The organism is Corallococcus sp. AB049A (genome assembly GCF_003668885.1).
Taxonomy (GTDB): Bacteria; Myxococcota; Myxococcia; order Myxococcales; family Myxococcaceae; genus Corallococcus; species Corallococcus interemptor.
The window spans coordinates 1-16,153 of record NZ_RAWL01000188.1 but is presented as its reverse complement, the minus strand read 5'-3'; the positions used below and the strand labels follow the sequence as shown (position 1 = coordinate 16,153).

14 protein-coding genes are annotated in these 16,153 nt (G+C 71.3%); 10 read left to right on the top strand and 4 right to left on the bottom strand.

Features of this window, described 5'->3' with window-relative positions:
- Together D7X55_RS20685 and D7X55_RS20680 are read right to left on the bottom strand one after the other, a co-directional pair.
- A partial coding sequence (locus D7X55_RS20685; RefSeq protein ID WP_199747040.1) for a DsbA family protein occupies nucleotides 1–344 on the bottom strand: 344 nt, incomplete at its 3' end.
- Nucleotides 345–371: 27 nt separating this feature from the next.
- Nucleotides 372–4,022 (bottom strand): serine/threonine-protein kinase, encoded by a 3,651-nt coding sequence (locus D7X55_RS20680; RefSeq protein ID WP_121723967.1) that lies wholly within the window; start codon nucleotides 4,020–4,022, stop codon nucleotides 372–374.
- A 352-nt stretch (nucleotides 4,023–4,374) separates the two neighbouring features.
- On the opposite strand from D7X55_RS20680, the gene D7X55_RS20675 reads away from it, so the two are divergent.
- The 5 genes from D7X55_RS20675 to D7X55_RS20655 all read left to right on the top strand — a co-directional run bounded on the left by D7X55_RS20675 (nucleotide 4,375) and on the right by D7X55_RS20655 (nucleotide 8,628).
- Complete coding sequence (locus tag D7X55_RS20675; RefSeq protein ID WP_121723966.1) at nucleotides 4,375–5,040, top strand: serine protease; 666 nt, start codon at nucleotides 4,375–4,377, stop codon at nucleotides 5,038–5,040.
- Between the two features lie 120 nt (nucleotides 5,041–5,160).
- Entirely contained in the window at nucleotides 5,161–5,445 is a 285-nt protein-coding gene (locus tag D7X55_RS20670) for a hypothetical protein (protein WP_233609963.1), read from the top strand.
- 150 nt (nucleotides 5,446–5,595) lie between these two features.
- Complete coding sequence (locus D7X55_RS20665; RefSeq protein WP_121723965.1) at nucleotides 5,596–5,976, top strand: response regulator; 381 nt, start codon at nucleotides 5,596–5,598, stop codon at nucleotides 5,974–5,976.
- A 143-nt stretch (nucleotides 5,977–6,119) separates the two neighbouring features.
- A complete protein-coding gene (gene pruA, locus D7X55_RS20660; RefSeq protein WP_120549292.1) occupies nucleotides 6,120–7,775 on the top strand; it encodes an L-glutamate gamma-semialdehyde dehydrogenase in 1,656 nt (551 codons plus the stop codon).
- Nucleotides 7,776–7,779: 4 nt separating this feature from the next.
- Entirely contained in the window at nucleotides 7,780–8,628 is an 849-nt protein-coding gene (locus D7X55_RS20655; protein ID WP_120549293.1) for an aldose epimerase, read from the top strand.
- Between the two features lie 29 nt (nucleotides 8,629–8,657).
- Here D7X55_RS20655 and D7X55_RS20650 read toward each other — a convergent pair whose 3' ends face one another.
- Entirely contained in the window at nucleotides 8,658–9,845 is a 1,188-nt protein-coding gene (locus D7X55_RS20650; RefSeq protein ID WP_120549294.1) for a cytochrome P450, read from the bottom strand.
- Nucleotides 9,846–9,935: 90 nt separating this feature from the next.
- Here D7X55_RS20650 and D7X55_RS44185 point away from each other — a divergent pair, with 90 nt between their 5' ends.
- Both D7X55_RS44185 and D7X55_RS20640 read left to right on the top strand, forming a co-directional pair.
- Nucleotides 9,936–10,886: a hypothetical protein gene (locus D7X55_RS44185; RefSeq protein ID WP_120549295.1), complete on the top strand. Its 951-nt coding sequence runs from the start codon at nucleotides 9,936–9,938 to the stop codon at nucleotides 10,884–10,886.
- 87 nt (nucleotides 10,887–10,973) lie between these two features.
- The gene (locus D7X55_RS20640) at nucleotides 10,974–11,600 is read left to right on the top strand and encodes a glutathione S-transferase family protein (RefSeq protein WP_120549296.1); all 627 of its coding nucleotides are present in this window, start codon (nucleotides 10,974–10,976) and stop codon (nucleotides 11,598–11,600) included.
- Nucleotides 11,601–11,606: 6 nt separating this feature from the next.
- Here the strand turns inward: D7X55_RS20640 and D7X55_RS20635 are convergent, their stop codons facing one another.
- Nucleotides 11,607–12,533 (bottom strand): S9 family peptidase, encoded by a 927-nt coding sequence (locus tag D7X55_RS20635; protein ID WP_121723964.1) that lies wholly within the window; start codon nucleotides 12,531–12,533, stop codon nucleotides 11,607–11,609.
- Between the two features lie 399 nt (nucleotides 12,534–12,932).
- On the opposite strand from D7X55_RS20635, the gene D7X55_RS20630 reads away from it, so the two are divergent.
- The 3 genes from D7X55_RS20630 to D7X55_RS20620 form a co-directional block, all read left to right on the top strand.
- Nucleotides 12,933–14,222 carry an O-acetylhomoserine aminocarboxypropyltransferase/cysteine synthase family protein gene (locus tag D7X55_RS20630; protein WP_121723963.1) on the top strand — a complete coding sequence of 430 codons (1,290 nt, stop codon included), beginning with the start codon at nucleotides 12,933–12,935 and terminating at the stop codon, nucleotides 14,220–14,222.
- Between the two features lie 5 nt (nucleotides 14,223–14,227).
- Nucleotides 14,228–15,565, top strand: coding sequence for an alpha/beta fold hydrolase (locus D7X55_RS20625; RefSeq protein ID WP_121723962.1), 1,338 nt, complete (start codon nucleotides 14,228–14,230; stop codon nucleotides 15,563–15,565).
- The coding region (locus tag D7X55_RS20620) for a hypothetical protein (RefSeq protein ID WP_199747032.1) at nucleotides 15,562–16,153 on the top strand (592 nt) is incomplete at its 3' end. The genes D7X55_RS20625 and D7X55_RS20620, both read left to right, overlap by 4 nt.

The following is a 16,153-nucleotide window of genomic DNA, read 5'->3' as shown; positions in this document are numbered from 1 at the left end:
GCCAAGTAGAGCGCGGTGACGAGCCGCGTGCGCTCCGCCACGTCCTCCACCGCCGCCGTCACGCGCAGGGACAAGAGTGGGTTGAACGGGTGCGAGGGCGGCAGGCTGAAGGGCGCGCCCTGCTCGTGCGCGATGCGGAACGTCTGCTTGAAGACGTAGACGCGCTTGGCGGGGATCTCCGCCGGGCCAATGGAGCCCACGGAATTGAGCAGCCCCGCGAGCAGCACCGGCACGGGCTCCAGCGCCCGGCCGTGCTTCTGCGCGATGGCGGGCATGCGGAGCCAGGCGAGGTAGGCGTACGGGGACAGGTAGTCCAGGCAGAAGCGCAGGGGGGAGGGGGCCATGGGCCCATCCTAAGCACGACCCGGCCGTCAGGCGCTCTGCTTCACGTCCCCGTGCTGGCGCGACAGCGGGCCGCGCAGCGACTGGGCCAGCGACTGCAGATGGGTGGCCCGGGCCGAGGCGAAGGCGCGCTCGGCGATCTCCAGCTCGCGCATCGCCTCTTCCGGCGTGCCGTGCCGCTCCGCGTGCTGCAGGTAGACGAGCCCCATCTGGAGCACGTTGCCGGTGGACTCCGCCAAGAGGCGCGCGTGGCGCAGGTGCGCGTCCCCGTCCTCCCGGGACACCAGCGGCGCCAGGGCGCGGCGGGCCAGGATTTCGTCCCAGGGGTTGGCGAAGCGCGGATCCAACGCGCGCTCCAGCGCGCCTTGCGCGGCGGCGAGCGCGTCGGGCAGCCGGCCCTGCTCGCGCTCGAAGCGGGACTGGTACACGCGCACCAGCGTCTCCATGCGCAGGCCGCCCATCCGCGCGGCCTCCAGGGCGCGGGGCAGCGACTCGCGCGCGGCGGCCGCGTCCTCGAAGAGCACGTCGCGGCACGCCTGGTACACCTGCACGTGCGCGCGCAGCCAGCGGTCCTCGGGCAGCACGCGCGCGAGCGCCTCGCCGCGCGACACCACCGCGGCCACGAGCTCGTGCTCGCCGCGCTCCAGGTAGTACGGCGGCGTGAAGAGGGCCAGGTTGCGCTCCATCAGGCGCGGGCTGCCCAGCCGCCGGATGAGCTCCGTCTTCTGCGCGAGCGCGGACGCGAACGCGCCGCCGTCGCCGGTGAAGGCCGCGCGCGCCACCTGCGCGAAGAGGTGGTAGGCGCGCACGTCGGTGAAGCCCTGCGCCTGCGCCAGGTGCAGCCCGTCCTTCAGCAGCTCTTCATCCAGCGGCTCGCCGCGCAGGGCCAGGTTCACGTTGAGCAGGTAGCCGCCCATGCCCAGCGCCCACGCCAGCCGCCGGGGCGGACGCCCCACGGCATCGCGGAACTCGCGCAGCCGCTGCACCTGCTTGCGCTGCTCGGCCACCCCGCCCGCCCAGAGGCCGGTGTACGCGCACAGCGTCGAGCGCGCCACGGACAGCCCCGCCCGGTACGGCGAGTCCTCCGGGTGCTCGGCGGCCACGCGCGCGATGAGCGCCTCCAGCGCGTCCGTGCGCCCCAGGATGGCCAGCGCCATGCCCTGGAGGATCTGGAGCTCCGAGCGCTTCCAGAAGACGTCCACCGGCGTCATCCGCGCGTCCGCCGCCACCTCGCGGAAGAGCGGGATGAGCCGCTCCTCGCGCTCCGCGGGCGTGGCCGAGCGCGCGGACTCCAGCCGCGACAGCGCCTCGCGCCGGCCGGCCGCCACGTCCACCGTGGCCTCCCAGTGCGCGAACAGCCGCTCCGCGTACGCCACCGACGTCGGCGGGTCGCTGGAGTAGCCCACCTCCACCAGCGACACCCACGTGCGCAAGAGCTGCTCCGAGCGCCCCGGGTAGTCCGGCGCGGCCTCCAGGAGCCCCGCCGCTTCCTTCAGGAGCAGCGTGGCCTCCAGCAGGGCCTCCGCTTCAATCGCTGCCTGGCCCGCCTCCAGCAGCGGCTGGATGGCCTCCGCGGGCGCGTCCGAGCGCGCGAAGTGCCAGCCCACCGCGCGCACCACGCCCGAGCGCCCCGAGGGCAGCGCCTGGAGCGCCCGCGCCACCTGGCCGTGGTACGCCCGGCGCTCCGCCTCCGGCGTGCTGTCGTAGACGGCCTGGTGCACGGTGTCGTGCGTGAAGACGTAGCGGCCCTCCACATCCTGGAGGAACTGCCGCTCCACGATGCCGTCCAGCACCGCGAACAGCTCCGCCTCCGGCAGGCCGGACAGCGCGCGCAACAGCGGCAGGTCCAGCAGCCGGCCCACGGGCGCGAGCTTGCGCAACAGCGCCACCTGCTCCGGCGGCGCGTTGGCGAGCCGCATGAGCACCGCTTCCTGGATGCTCTCCGGAAGCCTGCGCGTGCCCAGCCCGTCCTCCGCCTCCCAGCGCCCGCCCACGCGCTTGAGCGCGCCCGCCTCCACCAGCATGCGCAGGCATTCCGTGGCGAAGAAGGCGTTGCCGCCCGTCGTCTCGTGCAGCCGCTGCACGAAGCCCTCCGGCACGTCCAGCCCCGGCAGCACCAGCTCCACCAGCGTGGCCACGTGCTCGGCGGACAGCGGCTCCAGGTCCATGCGGGACGTGAGCTTCTCGTCCACCGTCTGGAACGCGAGGCTCAGGCGCGACAGCTCCTGCGAACGGAACGTGCCCACCACCATGCCGCGCGTGCCGTGCAGCGCGCGGATGACGACGTTGAGCGCCTCCAGCGACGCGCTGTCCGCCCACTGCAGGTCCTCGAAGCACAGCACGAAGGACTGCCGCCCGCCCAACGTGTGCGTCCACTCCGTCAGCGCCTCGAAGAAGGCGGCCTTCTCCTCGGAGCCGTCGCGCGGCAGCTCCTCGTCCTGGTCGCCCTCCAGCACCTCCGGCGACAACAGGCGCGCGAGCGGGGTCTTCACCCGCTCCATCAGGTCCGAGGGCGTCTGCGGCACCAGGCAGCGCAGGGCCTGCGCCACCGGCGCCAGCGGGGACAGCCCTTCCGCGCGGCACTGCCCCCGGCCGAAGGGCAGCTCCGCCAGCTTCGCCTGGAGCTCGAACTCCTGGAGCAGCCGCGTCTTGCCCACGCCCGCGGGGCCGCCCACCAGCATCGCGCGCGACTGGCCCCAGTCCGCCTCCGCCAGGCCGTTCATCAGCCCTTCCAGCTCCGCCTCGCGCCCCACCACCTCCGGCACGTGCAGGTAGCTGGCGCGCGCGGACAGCGACTCCTCCGGCACGGGCTCGCCGCTGGCCTGGCAGAGCGCCTCCAGCAGTTCGCCCGCGTCCTGGAAGCGCTCGCGCGGATCCTTCGCCATGAGCAGGAGGATGATCTCCTCCAGCTGCGGATCCACCGGGCAGATGCTGGACGGGCGCGGCGCCGGGCGCGTCAGGTGGTCCGCCAGCAGCACCGCGGGGTTGCTGCGCTTGAAGGGCAGCTTGCGCGTGGCCAGGTACCAGGCCATCACGCCCAGCGAGTACAGGTCCGCGCGCCCGTCGATGCTCGCGCCCCGCTGCCACTCCGGCGCCAGGTACTCCAGCGTGCCCTTGAGCTTGCCGGGGCTGGGCGTGCCCAGCTGGTGCATCACGCCGAAGTCCATGAGCTTCACCGCGCCGGACTCGGTGATGCGCACGTTGCTGGCCTTGATGTCGCAGTGCACGTACAGGCGCGAGTGGATGAACGCCAGCACCTGCGCCATTTGAATCAGCACGCGATACAGCGTGCGCGTGTCCAGCGGCGCGTCGCGCACCAGCGTGCTCAGGTCCTTGCCGCCCACCACCTCCATGGTGATGAAGCGGTTGCCGGCCTCCGTCATGCCCCAGTCGAAGACCTTGAGCGTGGACGGGTGCTGGAGCTTCTTCATGGCGAAGAACTCGTGCCGGAACAGCAGCACCAGCTCCTCCACCTTCGCCGCGGACAGCTCCGAGGGGACGTGCATCTCCTTGAGCGCCACGCGACGGCGCTCCTGAAGGTCGTCCGCCAGCCAGATGCGGCCCATGCCGCCTTCGCCCAGCAGCGAGTCCACGCGGTAGCGCCCGGTGACGACGACGCCTGGAATCAGCGAGCGCCGCTCTCCGATGCCCGAGCCCGGCAACGTGATGGGCGTACGCATCCGCTCCCCCCAGGTGCTCGGGGGCCGGGTGCGCTCATCCAATACCGTTGTCTTCTCGTCGTCGCTCACGAGCCAAAGGGGCCGGCCATTCGCGGGCCAGGATCTGGATTCCAGAATCCAGACGTAGCGAGGAATAGCACGTTTCAGTGACACCGCCTCCGGGACATCCGAGCAGGTACACGCTCTGCCCCTATTCCCTGTTTGACCGCCTCGCTGGAAGACGACGCGGTGGGGCGCCCGGACGCCTGCTGGGGGACCCCTTTCCCATCCACGCCCACGACACCTCCGCACGCATGCACACCGTTGCGGCGAGCCCCTGGGCCCGTCGCCCGGGGGAGGAGGGGGAAGCGGCATGCGTGCATGGAAGTGGGGCGGCGCCACGGTGGCACTCGCGGCCGTGACGGCCTGGATGGCCTGCGGCCAGTCCGGCCCGGGCGAAGCGGACGGGCTCGCGAAGGCGGAGGCCGCGACGGTGACGCTGGGCGACGGACACTGCGCGGGCGTGGTGGTGGGTCAGGGCCGCCATGTCCTCACCGCGGCTCACTGCGTCGCGCCGGGCGCGGGCAGGGAGCGCACGAACTTCGAGGACGGCCGCCAGCTGCAGGGCCGCTACGTGTTCGTGGATCGCGGCCGCGACGTGGCGGTGCTGGAGCTGGAGGCGAAGGCACCGGTGGCGCCGCTGGAGGTGGCCGAGGGGCTGCCCATCCCCGGCGCGATGCTCGTCTTCACCGGACGCCACGACCGGCCCGGCGAACCGCAGCGCGTGATGGTGGAGCGCTGGGGCCGCTGCCCTTCCCTGCCGGACGTGCCCAACGCGCTCTTCACCACGATGCACGGCGAGCCGGGCGACTCCGGCGCGCCGCTGGTGGACGAAGCGCTGCGCGTGGTGGGCCTGGTGCATGGCGGCGCGCGGTGCAGCATCGCCGCGCCCACGGGAGACGTCGCGCCAGAGGTCCAACGCCTGTCACGGGGTGATGCGCAACCCCTGGCCCGGCGCGCGCCCTCCGCGCCGCGCTGACGCAGGCGGACGGCGCACCCCGGCCTGCCCGCACCTGGACGGCCGGGCAGGCGGCCCCCGCGCGCGGCGTCGTTGCCCGCTCGCAGTGGTGCATCCCACCTTCCCGTCGGGGGTGACACCATGGCTTCGGACAAGGACTCCAAGAACTTCCAGCCGCGCAACCGGGGACAGATGGAGGACGCGCTGGACCGCGGCGCCGCCGAGCTGGCCCGCGAGCGCTCCCGGGCCGCGGCCCGCGAGGACGAAAACCCGGGCCCCGTGGAGGAGACGCGCTGGGAGGCGGAGGTGGAGCGCGGCGCGGAGTGGCAGGACGAAGAGGTGCCCGAGCGCGAGGCGCGCGGCGACGAGGAGCCGGACTCCGAGGTTTCCCGGCGTGGGCTCGTGAATCCACCGCCCGAGGATTAGAGGCGTTGGCGGCAAACCCGTGAGGTGGTGGCTTTCGTGAATTCTCACGGGTGAAGGGGGACCACTTGCCCGGTGCGCACGGCGGGGGGATGCTGTGTCCGCTGCTTCCCCCAAGCCGTCCGCTGTTGCCGCCCCGGGAGTCGATGCACCGTGAAGCCCAAGGTCCTCATCGTGGAGAACTCCTGGACCATGCGCGAGACGCTCCGGCTGCTCCTATCCGGTGAGTTCGACTGCACGGTGGCGGCGGATGGGGAGACGGGGCTCGCGAACGCGCTGGCGCAGCCGCCGGACGTGCTCCTGTCGGACGTGAACATGGAGGGCATCGACGGCTACGAGCTGTGCCGCCGCGTGCGCGCGGAGCCCTCGCTGGCCCACCTGCCGGTGGTGTTCGTCAGCGGCTACGCGCCGCGCTCGGACCTGGAGCCGGGGCAGCCCCAGCCGGACGCGTACCTGGTCAAGCCGGTGAAGCCGCCCTACCTCATCGCGCAGCTGCATGCCGTGCTGCAGCGCGCGAGGGGCGCCACCGCCTAGGTTCCGGGCGAGTGCCGGGCCGGGCGATTATTGCCGGGCCGGGTGTCCGCGCGAGGACGCCGCACGCTTCTGTCACTGACCTGGGACACGGGGAGGGCTATACCTTGCCCGAACTTCCGTTCCTCTCGTCCCGAGGTCCTCGCGTGCTCAACGCCTACCCCCGCGTCCCGGCTCCCAAGAACGAGCCCGTCCTCTCCTACGCCCCTGGCACCCCGGAGCGCGCGGAGCTGCAGTCCACCCTCAAGCGCATGAGCGGGGAGCGCATCGACATCCCCGTCGTCATCGGCGGCAAGCACATCAAGTCCGGCAAGACGGACGCCGTGCGCATGCCGCACCGGCACCAGCACGTGCTGGCCACCCTGCACGAGGCCGACGCGGGCCACGTGGAGCAGGCCATCCAGAACGCCATGTCCGTGAAGGAGGACTGGGCGCGGATGCCCTTCCACGCACGCGCGGCCATCTTCCTGCGCGCCGCGGAGCTGCTGACCACGCGCTACCGCCCGCTGCTCAACGGCTCCTCCATGCTGGGCCAGTCGAAGACGGCGCACCAGGCGGAGATCGACGCGTCGTGCGAGCTCATCGACTTCCTTCGCTACAACGTCCACTTCGCGCAGCAGATCCTCTCCATCCAGCCGGAGAACTCGCCGCAGATGTGGAACATGACGGACTACCGTCCGCTGGACGGGTTCGTCTTCGCCATCGCGCCGTTCAACTTCACCTCCATCGCGCTGAACCTCTGTCTGTCTCCCGCGCTGATGGGCAACGTGGTGCTGTGGAAGCCGTCCTCCACGCAGGCCCTGAGCGCGTGGTACAGCCTGGAGCTGATGCGCGAGGCGGGCCTGCCCGACGGCGTCATCAACATGCTGCCCGGTGACGGCCCCACGGTGGGCAACCCGGTGCTGGCCAGCCCCCACCTGGGCGGCATCCACTTCACCGGCTCCACGCCCACGTTCAACAACCTGTGGAAGACGGTGGGAGAGAACATCGGCCGCTACAAGCAGTACCCGCGGCTGGTGGGTGAGACGGGCGGCAAGGACTTCATCTTCGCGCACCCGTCCGCGGCGGACGACCTGGAGGCGCTCGCGGTCGCCATCGTGCGCGGTGGCTACGAGTACCAGGGCCAGAAGTGCAGCGCGGCCAGCCGCGTCTACGTGCCGGAGTCCCTGTGGCCCAAGCTGAAGCCGCGCCTCCAGGCGCTCATCGGCGAAATCAAGATGGGCGACGTGGCGGACTTCCGCAACTTCATGGGCGCGGTCATCGACGAGCGCTCGTTCAAGAAGGTGTCCAGCTACATCGAGCTGGCGAAGTCCGGCAACGACGCGACCATCGTCGCGGGCGGCGGCACGGACAAGAGCGAGGGCTTCTTCGTGCAGCCCACGCTGGTGCAGTGCAACAGCCCGCGCCACCGCATCATGACGGAGGAGATCTTCGCTCCGCTCGTGGGCGTGTACGTCTACCCGGACGCGAAGCTGGAGGAGACGCTGAAGGAGTGCGACCAGTCCGCGGCGTACGCGCTGACGGGCGCCATCTTCGCGCGCGACCGCAAGGCCATCGAGCAGATGATGAGCGCGCTGCGCAACGCGGCGGGCAACTTCTACATCAACGACAAGCCCACGGGCGCGGTGGTGGGCCAGCAGCCCTTCGGCGGCAGCCGGGCCTCGGGCACCAACGACAAGTCCGGGTCGATGATCAACCTGTTCCGTTGGAGCAGCCCGCGCACCATCAAGGAGAACTTCGCGCCGCCGGTGAAGGTCCCCTACCCGTTCATGGACAGCGACCCGAAGGAAGGGGCCATCTAGTTCCATGAGCGGACCGTTCCCGGGCATCGCGGGGTTGGAGACGTATGCGCTGGAGGACGGCGACTGCCGCGTGGAGATCATCCCCACGCGCGGCGCGCTCGTCACGCGCATGGTGGTGGACGGCGACGACGTGCTCTATCTGGATGAGAGCACCGTCGCCGACCTCACGAAGAACGTGCGCGGGGGCATCCCCGTGCTCTTTCCCATCGCCGGCCCCCTGCCCGGGGACACGTATCCGGCGGACCGCGAGGCGTACACGCTGCCGCAGCACGGCTTCGCCCGGAAGCTGCCGTGGACGGTGCGCCAGGCGGACGAGTCCATGCTGGTGCTGAGGCTCTCGTCGTCGGCGGAGACGCTGCGCCAGTTCCCGTGGGCCTTCGACGCGCAGCTGGTGTTCTCGCTCTCGGGCCGGCGGCTGACAGTGGACTTCGACGTGGCGAACCTGGGCAAGCGGCCCATGCCGCTGCACCTGGGCTATCACCCCTACTTCCGCGTGCCGCAAGCCAACAAGGCGCAGGCGCGCGTGGAGACGGACGCCACGCACGCGTGGGACAACCTCGCGAAGCACGAGGTGCCCTTCAACGGCCTCGACCTCACGGCGCAGGAGGTGGACCTGCACCTGAGGGATCACTCGGCGCCGGGCACGGTGCTGGAGCGTGGGCCGGGCCTGCGTCCCGTGAAGCTGTCGTGGACCGAGGAGTTCCGCATGCTCGTCGTGTGGACGCTGCAGGGGAAGGACTTCGTCTGCGTGGAGCCGTGGACGGCCGCCGCCGGGGCGCTGGCCACCGGCGAGGGCCTGTTGCACGTGGCTCCGGAAGAGCGCGTGTCGCTCGCGTTCGACATCGAGGCGTAAGCCTCGGGGCTTCCATCGAGGCGTGAGCCTCAGGCGTGCGGGATGAGGGGCATCGTCAGCGGGCCGCGCACGGTGAGGGAGGTGTTCCACTTCACCGGGCCCGTGGGCGTGAAGCGCGTGAAGCGGGACAGCAGCACCTCCAGCCCCACGCGCGCCTCCAGCCGGGCCAGCGGCGCGCCCAGGCAGAAGTGGATGCCGTGGCCGAAGGGCATGTTGTTCACGCCCTCGCGGTCCATGTCGAAGGTGTCCGGGTCCTTGAAGCGCTCGCCGTCGCGGCACGCGGAGCCCACCATCAGCGCCACGCGCGCGCCCTCCGGGATCGTCACGCCCGCGACCTGCGTCTCCTTCGTGGTGACGCGCACCAGGCCGTGCACGGAGGGCTCGTAGCGCAGCACCTCCTCCACGAAGCGCCCCACCTGCGCCGGGTTCTCGCGCAGCCGGGCCACCAGGTGCGGCTGCTCCATCAACATGCGCACGCTGTGGCTGACGAGCTGCACGGTGGTCTCCAGGCCCGCCACCACCAGGAGGAACAGGAAGCTCATCAGCTCCGCGTCGGTGAGCTCCTCGCCGTCCACGCGCGTCTTCACCAGGTCCGACACCATGTCGTCCTGCGGCTGGCGGCGGCGCTCGGCGACGACCTGGGAGAGGTAGTCCTCCATCTCGCGCACCGTGGCCTTGATGGATTCGTGCCGGTGGGTGTCCTTCTCCGTCGTGCCGGACACGCTGGACAGGTCCACCGACCAGCGCTTGTAGCGGGCCGTCATGGAGGGGTCCAAGGCGAAGAGTTCGCCAATCACGCTGGCGGGCAGCGGCATGGCGAAGGCGTCCACGAAGTCCACCTCGCGCTCCGGTGACAGCCGCTCCGCCAGCGTCTGCGCGAAGCTCCGGATGCGCGGCTCCAGCCGGTTCACCGCGGCGGGCGTCCATGCGCGGCTCACCAGCGTGCGCAGCCGCATGTGGCGCGGCGGGTCCATGACGATCATCGACTCGGAGAACGGGTTGTGGCCCAGCCACGGCGGCGCGGTGGTGGTGCGCACCCCGGCCGAGGAGAACACCTGCGGGTTCTTGAAGGCCGCGGACACGTCTTCAAAGCGCGTGATGGCCCAGAGGCCGCCGGGCTCCACCTGGCACACGGGAGCGCTGCGCCGCAGCTCCGCGTAGACAGGGTAGGGATTGGCCCGGACTTCCGGCGCCATCAGGTTCACGCGTCCATTCATGGAGGAATTTCCTTTCCCGGCTGTAAATCTATACCCGGTATACCGGCTGCTGAACAGAGGCGCCGCCTCCCCTCCCCCCTCCGAGTCACCATGTCCCGCATCCTGCTCGCCGCAGTGCTCGCCCTCGGTCTGTCCGCGTGTTCCGACGACCCCGATGAAGTCACGCCTGACTCGGGCACGAATCCCACCGTCGACGCGGGCACGGATGCCGGGACGGACGTGGATGCGGGGACGGACGTGGATGCCGGCACGGATGCGGGTCCGGGCAGCTCGAACGGCTCCGGGAAGCTCCCGTGCAGCAGGACGGGCACGGTGAGCACGGACGCGGGCACGCTGACGTACTGCGTGGCGCAGGTGGGCGCGACGGAGGTGAAGTACATCGAGCCGAAGCAGGGCATCGTGCCCGAGCCCATGCGGCTGGCCATCTACCTGCACGGCGACGGCGCGTCCGTGTACAACGGCAACAACCCGCGCTCGCTCTTCACGAACGGCGGTTGGACGTACGGGCACAACACGCTCTACGTGACGGCGCTCGCGCCCAACAAGTGCGCGTGGTGGGTGAAGCCGGAGTACACGGACTGCCCCAAGGAGGGGGTGCCGCTGTCGGAGCGCGACCTGGAGGGCAAGAACGCCGCGGAGCTGGTGTCGCTCATCGAGGCGCTGCGCAAGGGCTGGGACATCCAGGACGCTCCCATCCTCTTCGGTGGCTCGTCGGGTGGCTCCATCCAGCTGACGGCCAGCTTCCTGCCGCGCTACGGCGACCGCTACCCGGGCATCTACGCGCTGAGCTGCGGCGGTGAGAAGCCGTGGTCGGGCCAGATGGACTGGGACGCGTCCAACGCGGCGCTGCGCGGCGGCACGAAGTTCTGGTTCACCTACGGCGACCAGGATGAGCTGCTCCAGGACATCCAGGAGGCGGAGCAGTACCTGGGCGGGTTCCAGTTCCCGGTGAACGAAAAGATCATCCCGGACGCGGGGCACTGCGCGTTCGACCAGGTGGGCCGCGTCGCGGAAGTGTGGAGCGAGGCCACCGCGCAGTAGGCAGCATCCCGTGCCCCACTTCTTGCGAGGGATTGCACCGCAAGAAGCGGAGTGCGCGGCGAGGAGTCCGGTCGATAGGAAGCCCCGATGCGCCTCTACGACTATCTGCCCTCCGCGAATGGCTACAAGGTCCGCACGCTGCTGAAGCAGCTGGGGCTCGCGTACGAGCTGGTGCCGGTGGACATCTTCGCGGGGGAGAGCCACACGGCGGACTTCCACGCGAACAAGAACCCGGACGGCCGCATCCCGGTGCTGGAGCCGGAGCCGGGGCGGTTCCTCGCGGAGTCCAACGCCATCCTCTTGTTCCTGGCGGAGGGCACGCGCTTGCTGCCCGAGGACCGCTTCGCTCGCGCGCAGGTGCACCAGTGGATGTTCTTCGAACAGAACGCGGTGGAGCCGAACATCGGCACCGCGCGCTTCTGGCTCCTCACCGGCCGGCAGCCGCTGGAGTCCGACGTGCTCCGCAATCGCATCCAGAACGGTGAGCGCGCGCTCGCCACGCTGGAGCGGCACCTGGGCAAACACCCGTTCCTGGTGGAGGAGCGCTACACCGTCGCGGATATCTGCCTCTTCGCGTACGTGCACCTGGCGCCGGAGGCGGGCGTCGCGCTCACGCCCTTCCCTGCCATCACCACGTGGCTGGAGCGCGTGAAGGCACAGCCCGGCTTCCTGGGCCCCGTACCGCCCTACTCCGCGAACGCGCACGTGCGCTGACGCGAATCACTCCTGTTCAGCGGCCACGGCCTCACGGACCTCCGCGTCCGTGAGCGTCACCGTGGGCGCGTCCGCCTTCGCCTCCATGAGCCGCTTCGCCAGCAGCTCCGTCACGGGCGCGAGCACGCTGAAGTGCGTGGCCCCCGGCACCGCGAGGAACGACAGCGGCGCTCCCTTCGCCGCCGCGCGCAGCGGTTCGAAGGCGTCCATGTTGCCGTAATCCGAGCCCTCGATGACCTGCGTGGGCACGCGCAGGTGCTCCACGTAGCTCACCGGGTTGCGCATCCACAGCTCCGGCCCACGCGCCTGCCCCAGGAGCGGGACATAGTGCGCGTACTCCGACACGTCGTGCGTCGGGCCGAACACGTAGGCGCCCTTCAACTGGGGTGACAGCACCGCGGCCATCAGCGCCACCGTGCCGCCCGTGCTGTGGCCCGCCACGTAGATGCGCGCCGGATCCACGTCCGGACGCTTCGCCACGAAGTCGATGGCGGCGACCACGTCATCCACCTCGCCCAGGAAGTATTCGCGCGCGCCCGGGCTGTCGTCCGCCCCTCGCAGCGACGGCAGCATCAACACCAGCCCCGCTTCGCGGAAGGCTCGCGCGCTCTGATCATTGCTCCGAGGCGTCGGCGTCCACGCGAGGCGGCCGATCCCGAAGTCCATGCCGCCGTGGATCCACACCACCGCCGGCCGCTTCGGGCCCTCACGCACGGGCGTGACGTAGGCCTCGTTGCTGCCCAGCGGCGCGGGATAGCGCACCACCTCGAAGAGCTCCTTCGGCGGCGTGGGCGCGGGAACACGGTGCGTGGGCTCCACCTTCAACTGCGTACGGAACGACTTTCGAAGATTCACGGAGGTGGGCGGCGCGGGCTTGGAGCACGCGGCGAGGAGGAGGCAGGCCAGCAGGAGGACAGGACGGGCTGACGTCATTCTGGGAATACGCGGCGAATCGGTGTCACGGGTTCGCGGCAGCGCCGGAGGGTGGCTTGACAGCTCGCGACATCGCGTCTACTTCTTCTCGCAGAATGTTCGTCACCTCCGCCATGTGCATGTGTTCGATGCCTGTTCCGGGTGGGCCCAAGCCCGCCGCGGCCGGCTGACGCACAGCCTGCCCCTGGCGAGCCAACCGGAGCCCACCCACCCGCGAGGGTCGGTGGGCTTCGTCGTTTTCGGGCCTCCGCTCTCGCATCTCCTGCCGAAGAGCGTCGCAGCGCCCACTGAAGCCCTGAAGCCCTCCCCGCCTCCCGCAGTGCCCTGACGTCCCCACCACCCGTTTGCCCTCACGCACGCGCGCTCCCTCCGGAGCGACGCGAACAGGAGTCCCTTGCCATGAGCACGCCCAACGAACGCCCGCTGCACCCCGACACGCTCGCGCTGCACGCCGGCTATTCGCCGGACCCCACCACGGGCTCGCGCGCGGTGCCCATCTACCAGACCACGAGCTACCGCTTCCGCGACGCGGACCACGCCGCCGCGCTCTTCGGCCTCAAGGAGTTCGGCAACATCTACACGCGCATCACGAACCCCACGACGGACGTCTTCGAGAAGCGCATCGCCGCGCTCGAAGGCGGCGTGGGCGCGCTCGCGGTGGCGTCCGGCCAGGCCGCGCAGACGCTGGGCATCCTCAACATCCTCAAGACGGGGGATGAGATCGTCTCCGGCGCCAGCCTCTACGGCGGCACGTACAACCTCTTCAAGGTGACGCTCGCGCGCCTGGGCATCACCACGAGGTTCGTGGACGCGGGCAACCCGGACGCGTTCCGCCAGGTCATTGGCCCCAAGACGAAGGCGCTCTATTTGGAATCGCTGGGCAACCCGCGCCTGGACGTGCCGGACTTCGACGCCATTGGCGCCGTGGCGCGTGAAGCGGGCCTGCCCCTCTTCGTGGACAACACCGCGCTGTCCCCCGCCCTCTTCAACCCACTGCGCCACGGCGCGAACATCGTGCTGCACAGCGCGACGAAGTACATCGGCGGGCACGGCACCTCCATTGGCGGCGTCATCGTGGACGGCGGCAACTTCCCCTGGGAGAACGGCAGGTTCCCGGAGCTGACCGAGCCCAACCCCGGCTACCACGGCCTGCGCCTGCGCGAGGCCTTCGGGCCCGCGGCCTTCATCCTCAAGGCGCGCCTGGAGGGCCTGCGCGACCTCGGCCCCGCGCTCAGTCCCTTCAACGCGCACGCGTTCATCCTGGGCCTGGAGACGCTCCGGCTGCGGCTGGAGCGCCACTCGCAGAACGCGCTCGCGGTGGCGAAGTGGCTCAAGCAGCACCAGAAGGTGGAGTGGGTGCGCTACCCGGGCCTGGAGGACGACCCTTCGTTCCCCAACGCGAAGAAGTACCTGAAGGGCGGCTTCGGCGGGCTCGTCACCTTCGGCGTGAAGGGCGGCCTGTCCGCCGGGCGCAAGGTGATTGACGGGGTGAAGCTGTGGAGCCTGCTCGCGAACATCGGCGACACGCGCTCGCTCATCATCCACCCCGCGTCCACCACGCACGAACAGCTCACCCCGGAGGAGCGCGCCAGCACGGGCGTCACCGACGACCTGGTGCGCCTGTCCGTGGGCCTGGAGCACCTGGACGACATCCTGGCCGACCTGGACCAGGCCCTGAGCGCGGTCTGACGCCCATGCGACCCGTGAGGCCTGGAGAGGAAGTCCCCCCGCGCGCGGACACCCCGCGCGTCTTTGATGTGTCGCTGCCGGACCTGCCGCTGGAGGCCGGCGCCCGAGTGGCGCCCCACCTCGTGCGCGGCTGGTGGTGGGGGCCTCCGGAGGACCTCGCGTGGTTGCAGTCCCGTGCGCGCGTGCACTCCGACGAAGCGACGCGCGAAGGCCGGCTGCGCGTGGTGCGCAGGACCGCCTCCGAGCTGCGCGACGCCGCCATCCACGCGCGCCGCGTGGGTCTCCGCCGCGCGCCGGACGCGGTGCCCACGGTGCTGCTGGTGCACGCGCTCACCGGGGACATGAACGCCGGAGGTGAAGGCGGCTGGTGGGCGCCCGTCATCGGGCCGGGCCGGCCGCTGGACCCTTCGCGCGTGCGGCTGCTGTGCTTCAACAACCTGGGCTCCTGCTACGGCACCTCCGGCCCCGCGGACGAGGGCTTCCCGCAGCGCACCGACGACACGCGCTTCGGCCCGGCGCCGGTCCTGCCCAAGGGCGACCTGCGCCTGGATGAGCGGAGCCTGCCCGCGACGATTACCCCGTGGGATCAGGCGCGCTCCATCCTCGCGGCGCTGGACGCGCTGGGCGTGGACGAGGTGGCGCTCGTCACCGGCGGCTCGCTGGGCGGCATGGTGGTGCTGTGCCTGGCGGCGCTCGCGCCGGAGCGCTTCCAGCGCATGGTGCCCATCGCCACGGCGGAGGCCGCGTCCGCGTGGGTGGTGGGCTGGAACCACGTGGCCCGGCAGGCCGTGCTGCTGGACCCCGAGTACCCCGAATCCCCGAGGCGCGGCCTGGAGCTGGCGCGCCAGCTGGCGACGCTCACCTATCGCGCGGAGGCCGGACTGGAGGCGCTGCAACCCAGGCCGCAGGCGTGGTCGTCGCGCGCGCTGTATCCGGTGGAGAGCTACCTGGAGCACCAGGGCGCGAAGCTGGAGGCGCGCTTCGATGCGCGGTCCTACCTGGCGCTCCTGGGCGCGATGGACCACCACGACCTCACCCGCGTGCCCACGCCGAACGGAGGGCCCGGCGTGGACCGCATCCGCGCGAGCACGCTCACCGTCGGCATCGACCGGGACGCGCTCTTTCCTCCCGAGCACATGAAGAACCTGTCCCGGCGCCTGCGCGCGCAGGGACTCCATGCCGAGTACGCGGCCCTGTGCAGCGTGCACGGCCACGACGGCTTCCTCATCGAATGGGACGCGCTCGCGCCCCTGTTGGTCCGCGCCCTGTCCCTGCCTCCGGGCGTGGGCCGTGACGCCCGCCTCTCCTCCACTGCCGGCGTCCGCGCCCGGAAGACCTCATGACCACCCCTGTGAGCATCACCCGCTACGCGCCGTTCCTCCTCGACACCGCCCAGGGACTCGCGTCCGTGGCCACGCACCTGTCGCGCCGCGACGCGGGCAGCACGCGCGCCGCCATCGTGTCGTCACCTCCGTGGCTCGCCTCGGGGCTGGAGGCCGCGCTGTCCATCGCGTTGAAGGGCAACTCCACGCTGGCCCGGCAGGAGCTGGACGGCCTGCTCGCGCGCGGCCTGCTGATGCTGGAGGAGGCCGAGCGCCGGCTGGGCGCGCCCCCGGGCTCCACGTCGGTGGAGGCGGACGGCTCGCGCTCGCTGGCGTCGCTGCTGGAGCCCGCGCGCCGCGCGCTGGATGGCGCCAGCCTGGTGCGTGAGCGGCGGCCCGCGCTGGAGGACGTGGTGCGCGGCACCGGCGACCGGCTGACGGCGGCGCTGCTGGCGAAGCTGCTGGGCGCGCGCGGCGTGCCGGCGCTGGAGGTGGACGCGGCGGACTGGACGGTGACGGAGGGCGAGCCCGGGCTGGCGCGCGTGAACCGCGAGCACACGCGCGCCCGGGTGGCGACGCTGCGTCCTGCGTGGGAGGGGCGGCTGACGC